Source organism: Alteromonas gracilis (genome assembly GCF_036870955.2).
GTDB lineage: Bacteria > Pseudomonadota > Gammaproteobacteria > Enterobacterales > Alteromonadaceae > Alteromonas > Alteromonas gracilis_A.
The window spans coordinates 4129242-4149696 of record NZ_CP145482.2 but is presented as its reverse complement, the minus strand read 5'-3'; the positions used below and the strand labels follow the sequence as shown (position 1 = coordinate 4149696).

Genomic DNA, 20455 nt, shown 5'->3' with positions numbered 1-20455 from the left:
TTATAGTTTGCCTAATGTGTCCCTATTCACGAGTTCAGGCACAAATAAATGCTCTATAGGTAAACTACTCTTTATGTTGTAAACATGCTGAAGTACCCAATGCGCAGCCATTTCGCCCATCGCGTGAATGGGGTTATTAATTGTTGTTAGCTTAGGATAAAGGTAGCGGGAAAACAGCACGTTATCGAATCCAACAATAGACAGCTGTGTTGGAATATCAAACCCGGCTTCTCTTGCCGCAGTCATTGCGCCAGAAGCCATTTCATCGTTAGCACATACCAAGGCTGTCATTTCCTTGAATTGCGCTAACATGTGATGCATCCCTTCTTGACCTGATGATTCGTGAAAGTCGCCTTCAAACAATGCGCTTTCATAAAATGTTAGTCCAGCTTCAGAAAGTGCTCGCTTGTGACCAAGTAAGCGGTCATTGGCGTCTTTCTTAAAAAGCGGGCCACTAATGTAGCCTATGTGTTTATGTCCTTGCTCAATAGCCGCTTGCGTCGCAAGGTAACCGCCTTGCTCGTTGTCGACAACAAAACAGTTTTCGTCGAGTTTATCGACCCTGCGGTTAATAATAACGACGGGCAACTTTTCACTGACTAGCTTTTGTAGGTATTCGTCTGAAACGGCTTCAGCATGCAAAATAAGCGCGTCGCACCGCATGGCTTTTGAGAAACTCTATGGCGTCATGTTCGCGCTTTTCGTCGGTATGGCCAGCGGTAATAATGACATGCTTGCCATTTTGCTTGAGTACTTGTTCGACGGTACTCATCAGGTCACCAAAATAAGAACCGTGCAGTTCAGATACAAGCAACCCTACGCTGTTGGTGCGATTAGAGGCAAGCGATTGTGCAATAGCGTTAGGTTGATAACCCAGCGATAGCATTGCGTCCTCGACTTTCTTGCGCGTGCGATCGCTGACTTTAGCATTTCCATTCATAACGCGTGAGACTGTCGCAAGTGATACGCCCGCCGCTTCTGATACTTCGTATATTGTTGCCATACTTCTCGGTACTGTTCCTTACTTTATACCGCTAATGTACCCATTAATTCTGCTCTTAACCAGTTCTGCATAGGCATGACCGCTTTGCTTAACCGTTCTTTTTTGCGTGTTGTAGTCGACATGCACTATGCCAAAGCGCTTCGAATAACCTAAAGCCCACTCAAAATTATCCATTAGGCTCCACGCAAAATAGCCTTTTATGTTTACACCCTTTTCAATAGCGGTATTAACGGCGTTTAAGTGAGTGCGGAAATAATCAATGCGGTCATCGTCTTTTACTTGTCCATCAACAAGTTCATCGTTCATAGCAGCGCCATTCTCGGTGATGTAGATAGGCGGCAAGGTATATTGCGTGTGTAAATCTACTAAAATTTCGGTAAATGCGTCGGGGGTTATCTCCCAACCCATTGCCGTGAGAGGCTTATCAACGGGTGGTACAACTTTAAACCATTGTTGGTTGTCGGCTTCGTATACAGTGCGGGTGTAGTAGTTAATACCCAGGTAATCTATGGGCTGAGAGATGATGTCCATGTCACCATCTATAACGTCGGGTCGCTCATCTGCACTCAGCTTTTCAATAATCTCGGGATACTCTGCATGCATGAGTGGTTTCAGATACCACTGATTGTGATATTCATCGGCCCACTTTGCAGCCTGTTTGTCTTGCGCGGATTCGCTTTGTGCATGGCAAGTACTGAAGTTTAGAACGATACCATGCAAGCTGTTAGGGCACTGTTGACGTAATACCTTCAATGCTAAACCATGTGCTAGCAATAAATGATGTGCCGCTTTTCTGCCGTTGCCAACACCAGTTTTGCCAGGCGCATGTACGCCGGTTTCATAACCTAAATAAGCTGAGCAGAATGGCTCGTTAAGCGTGGCGTAGGCGTATACTTTTTCACCGAGTGCATTTGCTACCGCTGCGGCGTAGGTTTGAAATGCAAAGGCCGTTTCGCGGTTGAGCCAGCCTCCTTGATCTTCAAGGTACTGCGGCAAATCCCAGTGGTACAGCGTGACAAATACTTTCATGTTGCGCTTTAGTAGTTCGTCTACAAGGTTCACATAAAAGCGCATGCCTAATTCATTGACGCTGCCATCTTCGTTCATAACGCGAGGCCAAGATATGGAGAGGCGGTACGCATCCACACCCAATGAATCGATAAGTTCGATGTCTTGTTGCCAATATTCTACGTGCTCACACGCGATATCACCGTTGCTACTATCTTCAATGGCGTTAGGTTGTGAACAAAATGTATCCCAAATGCAGTCCTGTCGGCCTTTTCTGTCGCCTTCGATTTGAAAGCTTGATGTCGCTACTCCGAATACAAAATCCTTGGATAACATCAAGGAGTTAGCGGGGAGGGTTATTTTTGGCATTGTTCTTCTGTCCTGCAATTAACAAACATTTTAAATTCGCAACGCATTCACGTTTATCGAAATAACATGATATTTACATTGAATTCGGCAACGCTTCGTGTAATTATTTGATAAATGTAAGCGCTTACAAAGTTATTCGCATTATGATGTAAGCGCTTTCAAATGTAAATTTATCATTAATTAAAAAAATAGCAATAGAGGTTACTCGTGGAAACGCCAGCGCAACCGAATACGTCAAATGCTTACCAAGCTGAAGCCAACGGTGGATACCGATTTGCTTTAATTTCTCTTACCACACTTTTTTTCATGTGGGGGTTTATTACTTGTCTAAACGATATCTTGATCCCCTACCTGAAAGGCGCTTTTAACTTAACGTTTACACAAGCAATGCTTATTCAGTTTTGCTTTTTCAGTGCCTATTTCATAGTGTCATTACCGAGCGGGTATGGTGGTGTCGCGTATAGGGTACCAAAAGGGCATTGTGCTGGGGTTAGGCATTGCCTGTTTAGGTTGCGTGCTGTTTTTCCCGGCAGCAGCAAGCCAAATGTACGGCATCTTCTTACTTGCGTTATTTGTGCTTGCATCAGGGATAACCATTTTACAGGTCTCTGCAAACCCATATGTTACTGCGCTAGGCGACCCTAAGACGGCGTCTTCGCGATTAACGATGACACAAGCATTTAATTCACTTGGTACGACTGTTGCGCCCTTCTTTGGCTCGTATCTTATGTATGGCGCTGCAGGCGAACATAGTGCAGCGACGGCCTCGGCATCTGATGTTCAGGTGCCGTATTTGATCCTTGCAGCAGCACTACTGCTGCTTGCAGTGGTATTTTTGTTCCTCAAGCTACCTACGCTTAACCATACCAGCGCCAATACCGGTATTTTTAAAGGGGGTGCTTGGCAGCATAAGCATCTAGTACTTGGCGCCGTGGGTATTTTTATGTACGTGGGGGCTGAAGTGGCTATTGGCAGCATGCTCGTCAATTATCTAGCCAGCCCTAGCGTAGCAGGCCTTACTGAAGCAAAAGCGTCTAAGCTTCTCGCTTATTATTGGGGCGGCGCTATGGTCGGACGCTTTATTGGCGCATTGGTTATGCAGAAAGTATCGGGTGGCGTTGTCCTGGCTTTCAACGCCATAATGGCCATTGCGTTGGTTATCCTTTCAATTTCTAGTACTGGTGATATCGCCCTTTACAGCGTTTTAGCTGTAGGCCTGTTTAACTCTATTATGTTCCCCACTATTTTCAGCCTTGCGCTGCAGCAGCTAGGAAAAGATACGCCTCAGGGGTCGGGTATCTTGTGTTTAGCAATAGTTGGTGGCGCTATCGTACCTTTGCTTCAGGGCATGCTGGCCGACAGTATTGGCGTGACGCTTTCCTTCTTACTTCCGGCTTCATGTTATTTGTACATTGCTTACTACGGTTTAGTGGGCAGCCGTGTATCACAAACACTATCAACTAAGGAATAACAATGCGAAAAACCAAAGTTGCCAACATTGTTAAGTCAGCCTTACTGGGCGTCCTGACGGGTACGCTACTTAGCGCTTGCTCGTCGCCTGAAACTACCGCTGCTTCAACTGCGAACCAAGATACGGTGAATGGTACTTCCACTTCTAAGGCCGCTGAAATTTGGCCAGCGCTCGATATTGAAGTAAAAGCTAGCTCAGCGGTTGAAAAGAAAGTGTCAGAGATAATGGCTGAAATGACACTAGAGCAAAAAATTGCGCAAATGATACAGCCAGAAATTCGCAACATTACCGTTGAAGATATGCGTAAATATGGTTTTGGCTCTTACCTAAATGGCGGGGGCGCATTTCCAAACAACGACAAACACGCTACGCCTGACGACTGGGTAGCGTTGGCCGAGGCACTCTATCAAGCGTCAGTCGATGACAGCGTTGATGGGTCGACAATTCCCACCATGTGGGGAACAGATGCGGTACACGGTCACAATAATGTGATTGGTGCCACGCTGTTTCCCCACAACATCGGGTTAGGTGCTGCAAATAACCCTGCGCTAGTTGAGCAAATTGCGCATATAACGGCAAAAGAAGTGATGGCAACGGGAATAGACTGGGTGTTTGCGCCAACAGTAGCGGTAGTCCGAGATGACCGTTGGGGGCGAACGTATGAAAGCTATTCAGAAGATCCTGCCATTGTGCGTGCCTATGCGGCGTCTGTGGTAAAAGGTCTTCAAGGTGCAGCTGACAAGGACTTCTTAAGCGACCAACGTGTTATAAGTACGGTAAAACACTTTGTTGGTGATGGTGGCACGGTTGCGGGTGATGACCAAGGTGACAACATCGCAACCGAACAAGAGTTGTTTGATATTCACGCTCAAGGCTATGTGGGTGGGTTAACCGCAGGTGCTCAATCGGTAATGGCGTCGTTTAACAGCTGGCACGGCGAAAAACTTCACGGTCATAAGTATCTGCTAACAGACGTGTTAAAAGAGCAAATGGGCTTTGATGGTTTTGTTGTTGGTGATTGGAACGGTCACGGTCAAGTAGCGGGTTGCAATAACGCAGATTGTGCACAGGCTATTAACGCAGGTTTGGATATTTTTATGGTGCCTAACGACTGGAAGGCATTGTACGAAAACACGCTAGCACAAGTTAGAGATGGCACGATTGCGATGTCGCGTATCGATGATGCCGTACGTCGTATTTTGCGCGTGAAAGTAAGAGCTGGGTTGTTTGAAAAGCCAAGTCCGGCAAACAGGCCGCTATCTGGCGACCGTTCTCTTATTGGCAAAGACAGCCACAGAGAGGTAGCTAAGCAGGCGGTCAGAGAATCACTTGTCTTGCTAAAAAATACGTCGAAAACGCTACCACTTGATGGTGCAAAACGCATACTAGTTGCTTAGGTGATGCAGCTGACAATATAGGAAAGCAATCAGGCGGTTGGTCCATTACGTGGCAGGGCACCAACAATACCAATGATGATTTCCCAGGCGGTACGTCAATTTTTGATGGCATACAACAGCATGCTGAAGAAGCGGGTGGTGAAGCCATCTTATCGGTAGACGGCGAGTTTGATACAAAACCTGATGTTGCCATTGTTGTCTTTGGTGAGGAGCCCTACGCCGAAGGCCACGGCGACAGAGAAACCCTTATTTATCAATATGGTAACAAGCGCGACCTAGCACTGCTTAATAAGTTGAAGGCGCAGGATATTCCAGTGGTTTCGGTGTTTATCAGCGGTCGACCTATGTGGGTTAATGCCGAATTGAATGCATCTGATGCCTTTGTAGCTGCGTGGCTGCCGGGTTCAGAAGGTGCAGCTGTGGCCGATGTATTGTTTGGGCAGCATGACTTTAAAGGTAAATTACCGTTCTCGTGGCCTGCCACCCCACAGCAGATTGTAAATGTAGGTGATGAAGACTACGCCCCGCTATTGCCCTACGGGTTCGGTCTTACGTTTAGTGATGAAGATGTGTTGGGTGATTCGCTAGATACGAAAGTAGAAGTAAGCAGCGAAAATGAAGCGCCGATGCAAATCTTGAACGGCTCAGTGCAGGCACCTTGGGTGTTGTGGCTGTATTCAGGCGATGAGGCTTTGTCAGTGAATGCCAGCACTCATGTAGTAGGTTCAGTAAGCTATCGCACCATAGACAAAGAAGTGCAAGAAGATGCGCGCAAAGTGACCTTTGATGGCAGTGAATATGGTGCAATGCGTTTTGCGAGTAAGAGCTTCTTCCGCGAAGACTTAAGTGCACAATTGCTCAACAATGCGACGCTTACCTTCAGCGTAAATCGTCACTCTGAAATCTCTGCACCAGTGAATCTTTCGATGAACTGTGAAGGTGAAGGGGATGCCGCGGGTAGTTGTTCTACTAATATTGATATTAGCGAACAGTTACGTGCGCTACCTAAAGATACATGGTCAACGCTCAGTGTTGATCTACAATGTTTCGTGAACCAAGGTATTGATTTCACCGGGCTCGTCGTGCCGTTTGAGCTTGGCAGTGGTGGTAAAGCAAGCTTAAGTGTAGCTGATATCCAATTTACGCCTGATATGGCAAAGGATGCGGATATATCTTGTCAGTAGATAACTTTTACCTTTAATACGAAGTTAAAAAAATGCCGCCAAGTCTAAAAAGCAAGGCGGCATTTTTGTTTACGATAAGAACGTATTAGATAGCAGCGATAACTGCGTTGTAATACGCTTCTGGTTGTGTTTCAGCATTTACTGAGCCGCGAACCGCAGCTACAACTGCCGCCTTGTTTTCGTTTGCAACTTCTAGGATATCTAGCATTGCATTAACGTGTTCGCCTTCGCCCATAGCAGTTTGCTCTAGTACTGCGTCAAAGTTGTCTTGAATAAACATTGCAACTTTAGTGCGCTTGCCAGTACAAGAGTCTTCAGAAGACACTTTTGATGAAATAGCTGTGGTACCTAAGTCCCAAATGACGTTAGACAATGCAGCAGCAGTGCCGTTGTCATCAAAGATGGCTGCGCCAATACCACAGTGTTTCCAAGGGTTAACAGGTTCAACCTTATCTTGTGCAAACGCGCTTGAAGAGAATGCTGCTACAGCTAATGCAATAGATGCAATTTTTTTCATTTTTTAACTCCATTTTTAGATTTATTATTTTCACTTTAAAAGTAGTGTGACAATGCAATTGAAAGCTCAAATGCATTGTCATAGCGTAATAACGCTCTGATATCGAATGTCTGATCATTCGTGAAGCGTTGCTCCCATGTTGCATAGGTTCGGCTTCTATCAAAAGCGTTCGCATACCTCTGATGTCCCACGCTAAAGGACATAGCATATTCTGGTGTGACCGAAGTCACACCACCAATCTCAGCACCTAACCCAAGGTAGCCACCAAGGTTGTCTTTACTTGTCAGCGTGCCAGAAAGGCCGCCATACAAGGCAAAATCTTGAAAGAGTTGTGTACTTTTCCCAATTAACCCATCAAAGTAAAACGCAGCTGTTTCGCGGTTTAGGTCCATTTCGCGATACCCAGTCGCAAGCTTCCAAGCATATCCTGTATCGTGGGGTAAGTTCGGTTCGCGCTGCGTTTAGGTTGAATATACGTAGGAAGGTTAAGTCAGCAAGGTGTAGGTTGGCGTCTTCGTCTAGCCGCACGCTCATGTCAACTGTGCTGAGTTCAGAAAAAGGAATTCGAGCTGCATTAAGAGTAAGAAAATCGTAGTAATTCGCGCGAAAGCGAAAAGTTAGCCCGCTATTGAGTGAGTTATTGAAATAAGTAGATATTTGCAAAAGGCTTGTATCTTGAGCTTCATGGGGGGCTTTAGGTGCGGGCTTTTCAAAGCGACTTTGCCCTACTGGCAATGAAAACCTTATGTTTACGAGTGCTTTTCGCAGCGACTGCATTGTCGATGTCAAACTGTCGTGCTGTTCTATATAAGCAAAATAATCGAAGGCGGCCTCAATAACTCGCTTTGCTTCGTGTTCGCTGAGCAGAGTAACGATTTCTGATGGTTTTAAAACGCCTTTAAGCAGGTCTTCAAATACAGATCTCTCATGCGATGATAACTGCGAAAATCGAGAGTATAGGGTCTCTTGTCTAGAAGGGTGGAAAAATACTTTATCTATCAGCGTTGGGTCAACGCGTTCTATTTGAGTAACAATATCGAATGGCATAACCCATAGCTTAGACTCTGGGATGTAAGATGTACCTGTCAACATAGAAAGCAAATAGGCAATCTGATAGGCACAGTTTTGTTTAAAGAAATAATATGTCATGGGAACTTGTTCTAATTCCCAGAGGTGTCCCAACAAAAATGTTATATCGTCTTGTGTAAAATCTAGCGAGTATTCCCATAGATCGCGCAATTCAGATTCATTGTAGGTTAACGTCTGATGGTGAAACTTTTGGTTAGCAAAGTAACCATCGTAACCACCGAAGATACCATTCATAATGTAACGAATGGGGTGTTCGTTTTTAGGGTAGCGCGCACCATAATTGTATGTGTTGTCCAGTAGCTCACTTTTTCGTGTACCGTTAAATTTCAAAAAGACATGACCATACATACTGGCTGGGTTGCCTAGATAACCTGACGCATAAATGAGGCTGACACTTTTAGCTCCAATTGTTGCTACGAAATCCTCAAAATCTGGGCACTTAACTTCAGGAAGCTCCGCAACCTTTCTTTTAATAAATTGCGCGCGAGCAGGAAATTGACACTGCAATTCGGGGGTATCAATAAAAGCGGTTAAATTTGCGTTTAATTCAGATAACGGATCGACGCTGCCAGTATCTGAAAAAAAGAAGTCTGAAGAACTAATTGCGGATTTGTCGTCTAAAAACAAAGAACGTTCGTAGTGCAGTAATGTTCGCCATTGATGAGACTGTGCTGCATCTTCGATAGCTATATGTATTTCGCTTGCACAAACCAAGTGAGAAAAAATAAATAGGCAAGCTGCGAGAATGAGTTTTGTTCTATCCATGAACTAGGGGGACGTCCGTAATTATAATTTCCGTGATTTTTGTCCAATAAAAACACGAAATACATCAAGGTTATTAGAATAATACAGAGAGAGTTCTGCGTAAATAAAAAAAGGCCGCTGTAAAAGCGGCCTAAAACTCACACAAGTTCACACGTTTTAGAAAGTGTATCTAGCACCTAATGTATAACGAGGACCGTATTGACGAGCGAATAGGAATTGCTCCTCAAAACGTCCGAAGCCACGCTCCGTTTCATCGTTAATATTAATGCCTTCAAGGAAGACTGTTAGGTTGTCGTTAACGTCGTAGTTAATGCTGGCGTCAATTTGACCATAATCGTCGAATTGAGTCGCAGGGTTGTCAGATGAACCTTGTGCTTGGCCAATACCAATTACGTAGTCTGAACGCCATGCGTAGGTCACTTTTACTGACAGTCCTTCCTTCTCGTAGAACACCTGGAAGTTAGCTGAGTCACTGATACCAACCAGTGGGTCCTGCTCACCTAAATTGTATGGGTCATACTCAACGTCACCGTCAACTAAGGTTGCGTTTGCGCCAAAACCGAAGCCTGTTTGGCCGAAGGTGTGCTGAATAGCTAACTCAATACCTTCTACCGTTTTCGAATCGCTTGAGTTTCCAGGCTGCGTGGTACGCCATGTAATTAGCGGGTCATCGCTATTCGGCGTAACTACACCATTCTCGTCCGCATAACCATTCTCAACAAAATAGTCATAAATTGCGCTGTCTGTCGCTTGTACACCAGCCGCTTCTAACGCGCTTACTGCTTCATTCCAACGAGGGCCCTGATAGATGTCGCGAAGTCCATCAAACTGTCTGTCTTGACCTGTTGTTGTAATGTAGTTGTCCACAGATTTTCTGAACAAACCAATGGCCGCGTAGCTGGCTTCGTCGTAGTACCACTCTAAAGACAAGTCTATGTTGCTTGACTCAAAAGGAAGTAAGCTTGTATTACCTGCAGACGCGGTTCTCGCACCAATTTTAGGGCTTCCGCTAAATGACAAACCACCTTGAAGCAAGCCGATTGGTGCACGCGTAATCGATTTACCCCAAGAGAAGCGGGCAACGATGTCGTCAGTCACGTCAACTTTTACGTCGAACATAGGTAACACGACGTCGTATTCATAGGTAAAGTCTTGTAGCTGTAGATCGTCTTCGAATTGAGTGATCCACTCAGAGGCGGCAACCCAATTTACTTGAACCGGTACACGAACTTCTGCAGAGCTCGGTACTTCCGTTTCCTCATAACGCACACCTGCGTTAATTTGGACATAATAATCGCCTAATTCAAAATCCCATTCTGTTTGAATGTAAATCGAGTCAGTAACTTCCTCAACATTGCTAACAGATGGAGCACCCATAAAGTATGGATCAATAGAATATGCGTTACCTTCGCCTACGACATCGGCAGTGATAAATGCAAGCTGACGAGCAATGGCTTCATCAAAGTTGAACGTATAGAAGTAGCCGGGGTTCATGCTTGCGCCACCACCGTCAAACGCGTCTAAGAAGCCCGACGTGTCGTTGCGAATAAACATGCTGTCAGGGAATATTTGCGTAAATGACGGATTAAAACCAGGGCCGCCTCGTAAACCACTCCAAGCAGTAAAGCCGCTTAGCGCCTGTTCTGTGCGCGCAACGCCAAAATCTACTTTTACTAGCGGAATGTCAAAGGCAGAGTTGTACCAAGTACCATCTAGCTGTAGTTGTTCAATATCAGAACGGCCTGGTGAGTAGATAAATTGACTGAAGTTTGAATCAATCTCACTAGGTAAAATTTCATTAGTGCCGTTGTTCCAGTTTACGAAGACTTGAGGAATTTCACCCGAGCGGAAATCATATACTTTCGATTCTAGCTGATTGGAGCCTAAAATCACCTGACCTGCGCTACCTAAGCCTTCATCATAGCCGTTGTCAGTTTTGTTATATGAGTCGTGGTAATCAAGCGTGAAATGCCAGTCGTCGTTTACCATCCAATCAAGATTTACACCCAGTGAACGCGCATCAACACGTGTGGTGTTGCGGCTAGCAGTAAACGAACCATCATCGCCACTAATATCGGCATAAACGGCAGTACCGTTTTCATCAAGCTCATAAGCATTGATGTTAGCACCAAAGTTATTCCAAATACCCCAGCCTACTGAATTAGTGCCAGTTGTTGCACGCGATGCCGTATAGTCTACGGTTGCCGTGAAGTTGTCAACGGGGCGGAACTGGAATGTCGCTTGCGCATTTTGACGCTCACGTTGAACATCGCTGATACCGTAATTCATATCTTTAGGAAAGAATGCAGCATCGGTAATGTTAGTACGGTTGTCGATAACGTTGGCCGCGCCTAATTCTGGAAGTGCGCTATTTTCTTGTAACTGCCAGCCTTGAATGTTGGCAGACTGCTGTTGAAAGTCACGCTCTTGGTGAGAAAATGACAAACCAAAGCCAAACATGTCGTCGGCAAACGTATTGCTGTAAACACCTGCAATTTCTGGTGTTACATCGTCACCTTCTTCATTTGACGTATCGTAAATACCTTTCACTGAGATTGTGGCGTTCTGACCAGGTTGCGACAGCGGTTTCATCGTAATGATGTTAACCGTCGCACCAAGACCACCACTTGGGTTCTCCGCGCGTGCTGTTTTTTGAAGTTCTAAAGTATTGACACCCTCTGAAGATAGGTTTGCCAAATCAAAAGAGCGCGTAAAACCTGTGCCCGGCATTTGACGGCCATTTAGCGTAACCAAGTTAAACTCTGGGCCGAAACCACGTACGGTGATTTGGCTACCTTCACCGTTGTTACGGCTAATGGTTACACCAGTAATACGCTGAAGCGCTTCGGCCAAGTTTGTGTCTGGAAATTTACCAAGTTCTTCCGCCGAAATGGCGTCAACTACACCGCTTGAACTGCGCTTTAAATCCATCGAACGGATCATGCTGCCGCGGATACCACTGACCTGAATAATTTCAACTTCACCTTCGGTCGGTTCGGCAGTTTCTGCCTCTTGCGCGAAAGTAGGAAATGCTAAGGATGAGCCCATCAACAAAGCCATTGATGTGGCAAGCTGGGTCTTTTTAAAGGTTGTGCGTTTCATAATTGCCCTACTAATTCTTATCAAATCAATACTGCCGCCGCGCGTTATGCCGACGGCAGTTGCTTTGTTATTGTGCTGTGATTTCTAGGTTGTCCACGCGATAGACTGCGCCTTCGCCTTGTCCCCATGCTGGGAACATCATGATGACGTTGATGGCACTAATGTCTAAACCTGCGTCATACAGTGTTTGCAGTGGGAATGTGTATGTTTGCCATTCACCTGCGACGGGCTCTGCACCCTCTACACTTGCCGACATAGGCAATTCGACCGCAGTAGAAGCGCCAATCGATTCGATTTTAAAGAGCCATGGTGCTGATGCGTCATTTGGCATCGCGCTGACCTTCATCTCAAAGCGAACAACACCATTTGATAGCAATGCTGAGGCGTCATAAGAAGTCCCTTCGTCAGCTAAAAAGCCCATAACAGTCGGCGCGCCGCCGATGCGGAATTCGGCTACCGTGCCGTGCTCTGCATCGTCAACTTCTTCTGTTGGCGTAGAGCCACCACAGCAGTCCCATATAGACCATTGGTCTGCAGCTGTGTCGGCAAATATAGTGATACCGCCAGCAGGCATTTCACCGCTGTCAGGGTGGAAAAACTTCACGTTATCTAAACGATACACCGCGCCTTCGCCTGTGCCCCATGTCGGGAAGACCATGATGACGTCGATAGCACTTACATCAAGTCCACGAGCTTGAAGGTCAGAAAGCGTAAATGTATAGGTTTGCCACTCTCCTTCTACAGGCGCTTGACCTTCTACACTGTCTGATAGTGGAAGTTCAACGGCTGTAGCAGCGTCGTTTGATTCGATTTTAAATAACCAAGAAGAGTCTGGATTACTTGGTGCGTTTACAACGCGCATTTCGAATTGCAGAAGACCACCATCAGTCAGTGCTGTTGCATCAAATGGTGTGTCGCCACCACCCGCTGCAGGACGTGTGATAAAGCCCATTACAGTTGGGTCTGCACCAATTCTGAACTCTGCAGTAAGACCGTGCTCCTCATCGTCCATCTCTTCCGTTGGCGTCGATCCGCCACAGCAATCCCACATAGGCCAGTCTGGGTTTTGACCATCTTCAAAGATAACTAGCTCAGGGTAGCTCGCACCGCCTTCTTGAGAGATCTCAACGTTTGTCATGCGATAAGTTGCGCCATTTCCTGTATCCCACGCTGGGAACACCATGACGACATCTATAGCGCTAGTATCAAGACCAGCCGCTGCCAGTGTACTTAACGGAAACTCATATGATTCCCAAACGCCTTGTTCTGGTGTTGCACCTAAGCAGTGTCTGCAGGGCCAACATACCCACTCATAAGTGGAAGCTCGGCAGCTGTTGATCCTTCGCTACTTTCAATCTTAAACAACCAGGTTGTGGTTGCGTTGTTAGGAAGCGATACCACTTTTAAATCAAACTTAACGCTGCCTGTTTCTTCCATAGGCGAAGCGTCAAATGGTGATGCTTCACCTTCCGGGTCGGTAATAAACTGCCCACGACTAATGAAGCCCATTACTGTTGGCGCCTCACCAATAGAGAACTCATAAACTTGGCCTTCGTCTGCGTCGTCTACAAGAACAGGTGTAGTGCCACCACAACAATCCCATGCTGGCCAGTTTGGGTTAGGTGTGCCATCGAAGATTGTTAGGTCTTGCGCTATTCCCGTTGAAGGTGGAGACGGAATTGGGGCTGCGCCTTCAACAAGTGCATCTTCTAGTGAGTCATAACCAGGTCGAACAGTTTCACAACCTTTACCAGTGTCTGGGTCTGACGCACACTCATAAACGCGTACATAGTCAACTTCGAACGTTTGCCCATTGGCAAATGCCTCGGCATCAATACCTGTTTCATTTACCGCTTCTGGCCATGCACCGCCAACGGCAAAGTTAAGAATTAGGTAGAATTCTTGGTCAAACGGTGCGTTATCCCAAAACGTAGTTAGCTCACCTGTACCTTGCTCAAAATACTCAGCATACCAACCGCGGTGAGAAAGCCCTGTGGCGTCACCGTTAGCATTGAAGCGAACTTCTGAGCGTCGTTGTGTGGCATAAAGGTATCCATCCATGTACCAACGAATTTCGCCTTCTTGCCATTCGATGGCGTAAGTATGGAAATTGTCGGCAGGATTTGCGCCACTTGGAAGCGAGTACGCTTGGCCCGAGCTATCGTTATTTGGCCACTCTTGGCCATAGTGTAGGGTGCCGTAGATATGATTTTCAGGATTGCCGTCAATATCGGCGGCTTTAAGGTTGACCGCTTCTACAATGTCAATTTCGCCAGAACGAGGCCAGCCACCGTAGACTTCATCAGTTGGCATCATCCAAAATGCTGGCCAGCTTCCTTGGCCTGATGGCATTTTTGCGCGCATTTCAATACGGCCGTATTTGAAATCGGCTTTATAGCGTGTGTTTAAGCGCGCTGAAGTATAAGGCTTTTGTGCGCCTTCTTCGGCAGGTAATGCGACAATTTTCAAGCTGCCGTCTGAAACAAACGAGTTGTCTGCGCTGTCGGTGTAACACTGTGCTTCATTGTTACCACCACCGTTGCAATCAACTTCATGTGTCCAGTTGTCATCATCAATGCTGGTTCCGTCGAATTCATCGCTCCAAACCAACTGCCAATCAGACACGGGTTCTGCAGGATTGACGACATTAACATCGGTAGACGTCGTTGAGCCACCACCGCAGCCAAATAGGGTTGTGACTGATAACGCGGCTGCTATCCGCGTAAGTTGAGATGCTTTTATAGTCATTATTTTCAGCCCTGATCCAAAAAAATTAGGTTGTAATGTTGCGGCGATGCCACGTAAAAAGTGTTTTGTAAGCGCTTACAATTTGAAAAAAATAAAAATCGCCTTTTGAAAGCGCTTACATTACATTAAGTCAGCCACACGTAAAGATCAATACTGTTCTCAAATTTTTAACATTTGAACGGGCCGAAAAAATTAGTTTATTCGCGTTGAGCGCTTGTTAAATATGGGTTTGAAGGTGTTGTTGTTCTTAAGTATAAATTTTGGTGGTGCATAATTCACGCGCTATTTACAAATAACAGTGTGCGTGTTAACTCGATATAACAGTGCTAACTGTTAGCCTATTTCCACTGTATGGGTGTATGCTTTTTATTAAGGGAGAGAGTGTTATGCATACCCATCATCATTCACATCAACACGTAACTGATAATAGCGACAGCACACGAATTGGCTGGGCATTTTGGCTAAACTTTCTATTCACGATTGTCGAGTTTGTCGGTGGTTGGTTAACCAATAGCGTTGCTATTATGGCAGATGCTGTACATGACCTAGGTGACTCACTGTCTATCGGGTTGGCGTGGTATTTGAGCAAGCTAGGTAAGAAAAAAGCTACACAAAAATATTCATACGGTTTTAAGCGTTTAAGTCTTATGGGCGCGATGCTCAACGGCGTTATTCTTATCATCGGCTCGATTTGGGTGCTCAGTGAAGCCCTGCCTCGTCTGATTAATCCCGAAATGCCTATGATCGAGGGGATGATTGGACTTGCGCTACTAGGTATTGTTGTTAACGGTTTTGCAGCGTACAAATTGCACGGCGGTCATTCAATGAATGAAAAAGTGCTAAATTGGCACCTGATTGAAGATGCGATGGGGTGGGTTGCAGTATTGATCGTCGCGATTGTCCTTCATTTCGTGGACTGGCCTATTTTGGACCCGCTGTTATCTATAGCGTTCACACTATTTATTCTCAGCAATGTCGTGAAATATGTGATTCAAACGATGGGATTGTTTTTGCAAAGCGTCCCCGATTTGCAAATGCAAGATGATATTAGACATGCGTTATTATCCATTGAACACATTGACGAGATTCATCATGTACATTTCTGGTCGTTAGATGGAGAGCAGCACGTATTTACTGCTCACGCTGTTCTTGACTATAGCGTAAATAGCAGTGAGCTTAGAGACTTGAAAAGCAAAGTAAGGTCTTGTCTGGCGCCCTTTAATTTAACTCACACGACGATTGAGTTTGAATTGCCCGGTGAAGCTTGTCGAGACCAGCGTGATCACCTTCATACTCATTCACACACTCTTGTGCATGATGAATTATAAAAAAAGGGGCGGATAACCGCCCCTAATAACACACGTAGTACAAACAATGATTAGAACTGTGCTCTAAACGCAACGCCGAAATAACGGTCTGCATCACGAGGTATCTGATAACGGAAGTTATCTCCGCTATATGTCGTTGCGTAGCTATCATCCAGCAGATTTTTAGCTATCAATGACACGCGGAAGGCATCATCCTTAAATGACAAGCCCACGCTAGCGTTTAACATGTTGTAATCTGGCAGCAATGAAGCAGGGTTGAAATTACCCGTGTTGCCTGGCAAATCAGAATATTGCTCATCGGTATAAACGTATGATGCATTGTAGTAAACATCAAAGCCGTGAGACGTTTCCATGAAATACTCGGCTGATAACGAGTATTTCAGGTCAGGTGAGAATGGAACGTCTAGTCCTGAACGGTCAGTACAGTTCGCTGGGTCAACCTCAACCGGGCAATTGAACTCGTCAATCTCTGCTTTGGTGTAAGCAGCACCACCAATTAGCGTTAAGTTTTCCGTGGCATTCCACATGAAGTCAACTTCAACACCTTGGGTTGTTACGTTACCCGCATTGGTTAAGCGGGTAATACATGCACCGTCAGAGCAGTCAAAGTTGTTCGCTTGGAACCCTTCAATGTCAGTACTAAATAAGGCCACATTGAAAAGTACATCGCGGCTGGCATATTTATAACCAATTTCGAACGCATCTGATTCTTCCGAACCAATAGGTCGGCCATCATTTGCTGGGTTGAAGTTGTAGTAAACGTTAAAGCCTGGCCCTTTGTATCCTTGCGAATACATACCGTAAATCATCTGGCCTTGTGCAATATCATACTGAATACCAATACGACCAGACAGGTTGGTTTCGTCAACACTACCTTCGGTATCAGTATTCTCGGTAGCAGGGCGCACACCTACACCACGGCGACCAAACTCGTCGTTATTTACACGACGGTGAGTGTATGACACTTCATCATCTGTGTAGCGCAAACCAAAGATAAGGCGCATATCGTCACTTAGCTCATAGGTTCCATCACCGTAAAGCGCCCAGTTATTAAACTCGGTGCTCATAAACGCCGTGGCAGATACTATGTCGTTTGCATTACACGTCACGCCAAGTGAAGCTGCATAAGCATCTAAGTCGCCAAGTGCGGTTGATAAAGCGTCTCCTGACAAATTATTCTCAGCATAAAACGTTAATGCTTGGTTTAGCTGACCGTTGTTGTTTTGACAGCTGGCATCACGAGTAAAGTTACGTTCAGAATCCATGTTCCAATAGAATAAGCCTGCTAAGAAGTTAAACGGGCCATCTAGGTTTGACGCGACCCGGAATTCTTGAGAAAACTGACTCCACTCTTGCGGGCCGACATCGTGAAGCTGAAACGGAACGCCGAATACAGGTTCGTTGCTGTCACCTGCAATAGAGGTGAAATCACCTTCACGAAATTCAGTGTTTTCCCATGAGCGCTGTGCAGTAATTGATGTGTAAGTATAGTCGCCCACTGTTTTATCAACTTGGACAGAGAAGGCTGAATGATCGTCAATTGTGCGCGACTCAAAATCGTGATCGATACGGCGCTGATCTAGGTCGATGTCGGCAACGCCATCAACAATGCCGTTACTGTTTGGCGCGGCTTGCGAATCTGGGTTTCTTCCGCTTGGTAGGCCTTCTAAATCAGCACAGCAATCATCATCTGCACTGTAGAATTCACCGATAAACTTCACGGTCAAATCGTCTGTTGGTTCATAAAGTACAACTGCCCGTGCGCCTTCGCGATCGTAGCCGTTGACTTTTTCGTTGTTATAAACGTTATCGATGTAACCGTCGAACTTGCCTTGGAATACCGTCAGGCTAGCCGACAACTCGTCGGTTAAACCACCACTAACGGTGCCTTTCAAACGATATTCATTGTCTTGATAGAACTCTGTAGACAAGCTGCCAGTAAGTTCTTGAGACGGGTCTTTTGTTGTGATATTAACAACACCCGCAGAGGCATTTTTACCAAATAGTGTACCTTGAGGACCACGCAGCACTTCAATTCGGTCTACATCGTATAGATCAGCAAAGGCCTGCCCTGAACGCCCTAATACAACGCCGTCGACGACAGTGGCTACGCTTGGCTCAGCGGCGATACTAAAGGAGATAGTACCGATACCACGCACGGTAAGCGCAGAGTTTCGCGTGGTTGTCCCTTTTCTAAAGCTCACTGAAGGAACCAGTGCTTGTAAATTCTCAACATTGTTTGCGAAGGCCGCATCAATCTGGTCGCCGCGTAAAACCGATACCGCAACAGGGACATCGCTAATGCTTTGTACGCGTTTTTGCGAGGTAACGACAATTTGTTCAAAAGATTTTTCATCGTCCTGCGTTTCGGTTTGCTCAGCTTCTTGCGCAAAACCGTGTGCACTGACGAGTAATCCAGATGTCATTGCGAGCGTAACGGCTCGGCTTACAATCGACCTTCTTGTTTTCATGTTGTTCTCCAGGGGTATTTCGCTTATCGCCCCTTTTAACTGAAATTGCTAAGCGAAATGTTCATGCAATTCAGATCAAGGGCTTGGTTTTTATTGTCGCGGCGTAGGGTACAGCGCTACGCAATTTTCATTTTTAAATAAACGGTCTTATGTATAAGAGTTATCTTGCGTCTAATGTCTTATATAAGAGTGATTAAGTTAAACAATTGTTAAGCCATTTGCAAACGCTATGTTAAATTTTTTGTGTTTTTTCTATACGGCGGATGTGTGGGCAAATTTTCTTAGTCAGTACGAGCGTAAATACGCAAGACAATGACGCCGTGTTTGAACGCGCTCCGTCATTGGCTGTGCGCCTCTGCGCTAGTGTGAAGCTACAGTCGCTAGTCGCTTTAGGCTACGTTCGTATTTAACTGACCACCATTTAAGACTTAAGCCTACAGCAGCGAAGCAGGTAGCCCAAAGTGTTAACAAAATGGGAACAAATGCATCGCTCAGCCCACCAACAAAGCCAATAGGAGAGAACATTAAATATAGCGTGGCAATAAGACCCACCAGCACAATGGCGCAGGGTATGGCATACCGCCAAGGTGTCATATTGACTTCGGCTTTGGGCGTAAAGCGCCATGCTTTATCCATTGGATATAGCCGACCAATAACGAGCATAATAGTAAGCTCTATGGCAAATAATATGGCGTAGATGTGAATGAAGTTGATGTCGACATCCCAAACAAACTTTAACAGTCCGTAGGCAATGACGTGGAATATGATGGCGACTTTTGCCGCTAGTGCAGGGACGCGTTTGGTAAATAAGCCAACCAATACAATGGTTATAACTGGAATGTTATAGAAGCCTGTGAAAATACGGATGATTTGCCATAATCCCTCTGGTGCAAACATCAGAAGTGGTGCGGTTATAAAAGACAGTACGGCAATGACCAGGCTAGTAATTTTGGCGACACGAATGAGCTTTTCGTCACTGACTTTGTCTTTCTTCAAGGGTTTGTAAACATCTAAACAGAACAGCGTAGCGGCGCTATTAAGTAGCGAATTGAAAGAACTAAACACAGCTCCTAATAAAACGGCAAGGAAAAAACCTGAGAGGTATTGTGGCAATACGTCTTTCACTAGGTGGGGGTAGGCCAAATCGATCGTTTGCAAGTTTTCGTTTTGATAAAGGTGATACGCAATAACCCCTGGAAGCATCATCATAAACGGCACAAGCACTTTGAAGTATCCAGAGAAGAGTACGCCTTTTTGCCCCTCTACTAAGTTTTTCGCGCCTAACGTACGTTGAATCACGTATTGGTTGGTTCCCCAGTAAAAGAGGTTTGCTAAGATCATGCCAGTGAAGATAGTGCCAAAGGGCACAGGGTCATCACTACTACCTATGGCGTTGAGCTTTTCGGTTTGCGTAGTTGATATTGTGGTTAGGCCATCACTGAAACTTCCATCGCCTAAAGCAATTAAGCCCAAAATGGGAACAAGTAACCCAACTATTAACAACCCAATACCGTTAATAGTGTCTGATACTGCGACGGCTTTTAAACCTCCAAAAATGGCGTATAAAGCACCAATAGTGCCAACCACTACGATGGTGAATACAAGGCTTGCCTCGTAGCTAATATTAAATAGCCCCGGAACATCAAATAAACGAAGTACCGCGATAGAGCCAGAGTAGAGTACAGAAGGAATGGTCACGAGCGAGTACCCAACCATAAACAGTACAACCGTCATGCGCCTTACGCTGTCGTCGAAGCGGTCTCGCAAAAATTCAGGCAGCGTAGAGAAAGCTCCCGCCAAATAGCGGGGCAAAAATATAAGGGCCATGATAATGGTCGAAATACCTGCCGTTACTTCCCATGCCATTGCACTTAAGTTATAGCCGAACGCAGAACCGTTCAGACCAATGAGTTGCTCTGCTGATAAGTTGGTAAGGATCATCGAACCAAGCAATAAATGTGCCTGTTAACCCTCGCCCCGCAAGGAAATACCCATCTTGAGTA

Annotated in this window: 8 protein-coding genes and 4 pseudogenes; 3 read left to right on the top strand and 9 right to left on the bottom strand. The window is 45.6% G+C overall.

The window, feature by feature from the left end:
• Positions 1–1003, bottom strand: a pseudogene (locus tag V6N89_RS19950) (LacI family DNA-binding transcriptional regulator).
• An 18-nt stretch (positions 1004–1021) separates the two neighbouring features.
• Positions 1022–2380 (bottom strand): GH1 family beta-glucosidase, encoded by a 1359-nt coding sequence (locus V6N89_RS19945; RefSeq protein ID WP_338519119.1) that lies wholly within the window; start codon positions 2378–2380, stop codon positions 1022–1024.
• 207 nt (positions 2381–2587) lie between these two features.
• Here V6N89_RS19945 and V6N89_RS19940 point away from each other — a divergent pair.
• Positions 2588–3851: pseudogene (locus tag V6N89_RS19940) on the top strand (sugar MFS transporter).
• 2 nt (positions 3852–3853) lie between these two features.
• Positions 3854–6432, top strand: a pseudogene (locus V6N89_RS19935) (glycoside hydrolase family 3 protein).
• Between the two features lie 85 nt (positions 6433–6517).
• Here V6N89_RS19935 and V6N89_RS19930 read toward each other — a convergent pair.
• The 5 genes and pseudogenes from V6N89_RS19930 to V6N89_RS19910 all read right to left on the bottom strand — a co-directional run bounded on the left by V6N89_RS19930 (position 6518) and on the right by V6N89_RS19910 (position 14653).
• The gene (locus V6N89_RS19930) at positions 6518–6949 is read right to left on the bottom strand and encodes a DUF3015 family protein (RefSeq protein ID WP_338519118.1); all 432 of its coding nucleotides are present in this window, start codon (positions 6947–6949) and stop codon (positions 6518–6520) included.
• A 35-nt stretch (positions 6950–6984) separates the two neighbouring features.
• The gene (locus tag V6N89_RS19925; RefSeq protein WP_346993148.1) at positions 6985–7341 is read right to left on the bottom strand and encodes a hypothetical protein; all 357 of its coding nucleotides are present in this window, start codon (positions 7339–7341) and stop codon (positions 6985–6987) included.
• Complete coding sequence (locus V6N89_RS19920; protein ID WP_346993147.1) at positions 7304–8803, bottom strand: Lnb N-terminal periplasmic domain-containing protein; 1500 nt, start codon at positions 8801–8803, stop codon at positions 7304–7306. Before V6N89_RS19920 ends, V6N89_RS19925 begins: the two co-directional genes overlap by 38 nt.
• A gap of 156 nt (positions 8804–8959) precedes the next feature.
• Complete coding sequence (locus tag V6N89_RS19915) at positions 8960–11905, bottom strand: TonB-dependent receptor (protein ID WP_346993146.1); 2946 nt, start codon at positions 11903–11905, stop codon at positions 8960–8962.
• Between the two features lie 67 nt (positions 11906–11972).
• Positions 11973–14653: pseudogene (locus tag V6N89_RS19910) on the bottom strand (family 16 glycosylhydrolase).
• Positions 14654–15039: 386 nt separating this feature from the next.
• Between V6N89_RS19910 and V6N89_RS19905 the strand changes: the two are divergent.
• Positions 15040–15981 carry a cation diffusion facilitator family transporter gene (locus tag V6N89_RS19905; RefSeq protein WP_338519115.1) on the top strand — a complete coding sequence of 314 codons (942 nt, stop codon included), beginning with the start codon at positions 15040–15042 and terminating at the stop codon, positions 15979–15981.
• Between the two features lie 50 nt (positions 15982–16031).
• Here the strand turns inward: V6N89_RS19905 and V6N89_RS19900 are convergent, their stop codons facing one another.
• Both V6N89_RS19900 and V6N89_RS19895 read right to left on the bottom strand, forming a co-directional pair.
• Entirely contained in the window at positions 16032–18452 is a 2421-nt protein-coding gene (locus V6N89_RS19900) for a TonB-dependent receptor (protein WP_338519114.1), read from the bottom strand.
• A gap of 360 nt (positions 18453–18812) precedes the next feature.
• Positions 18813–20405: a solute:sodium symporter family transporter gene (locus V6N89_RS19895; protein ID WP_431189746.1), complete on the bottom strand. Its 1593-nt coding sequence runs from the start codon at positions 20403–20405 to the stop codon at positions 18813–18815.
• Between the last annotated feature and the right edge of the window lie 50 nt (positions 20406–20455).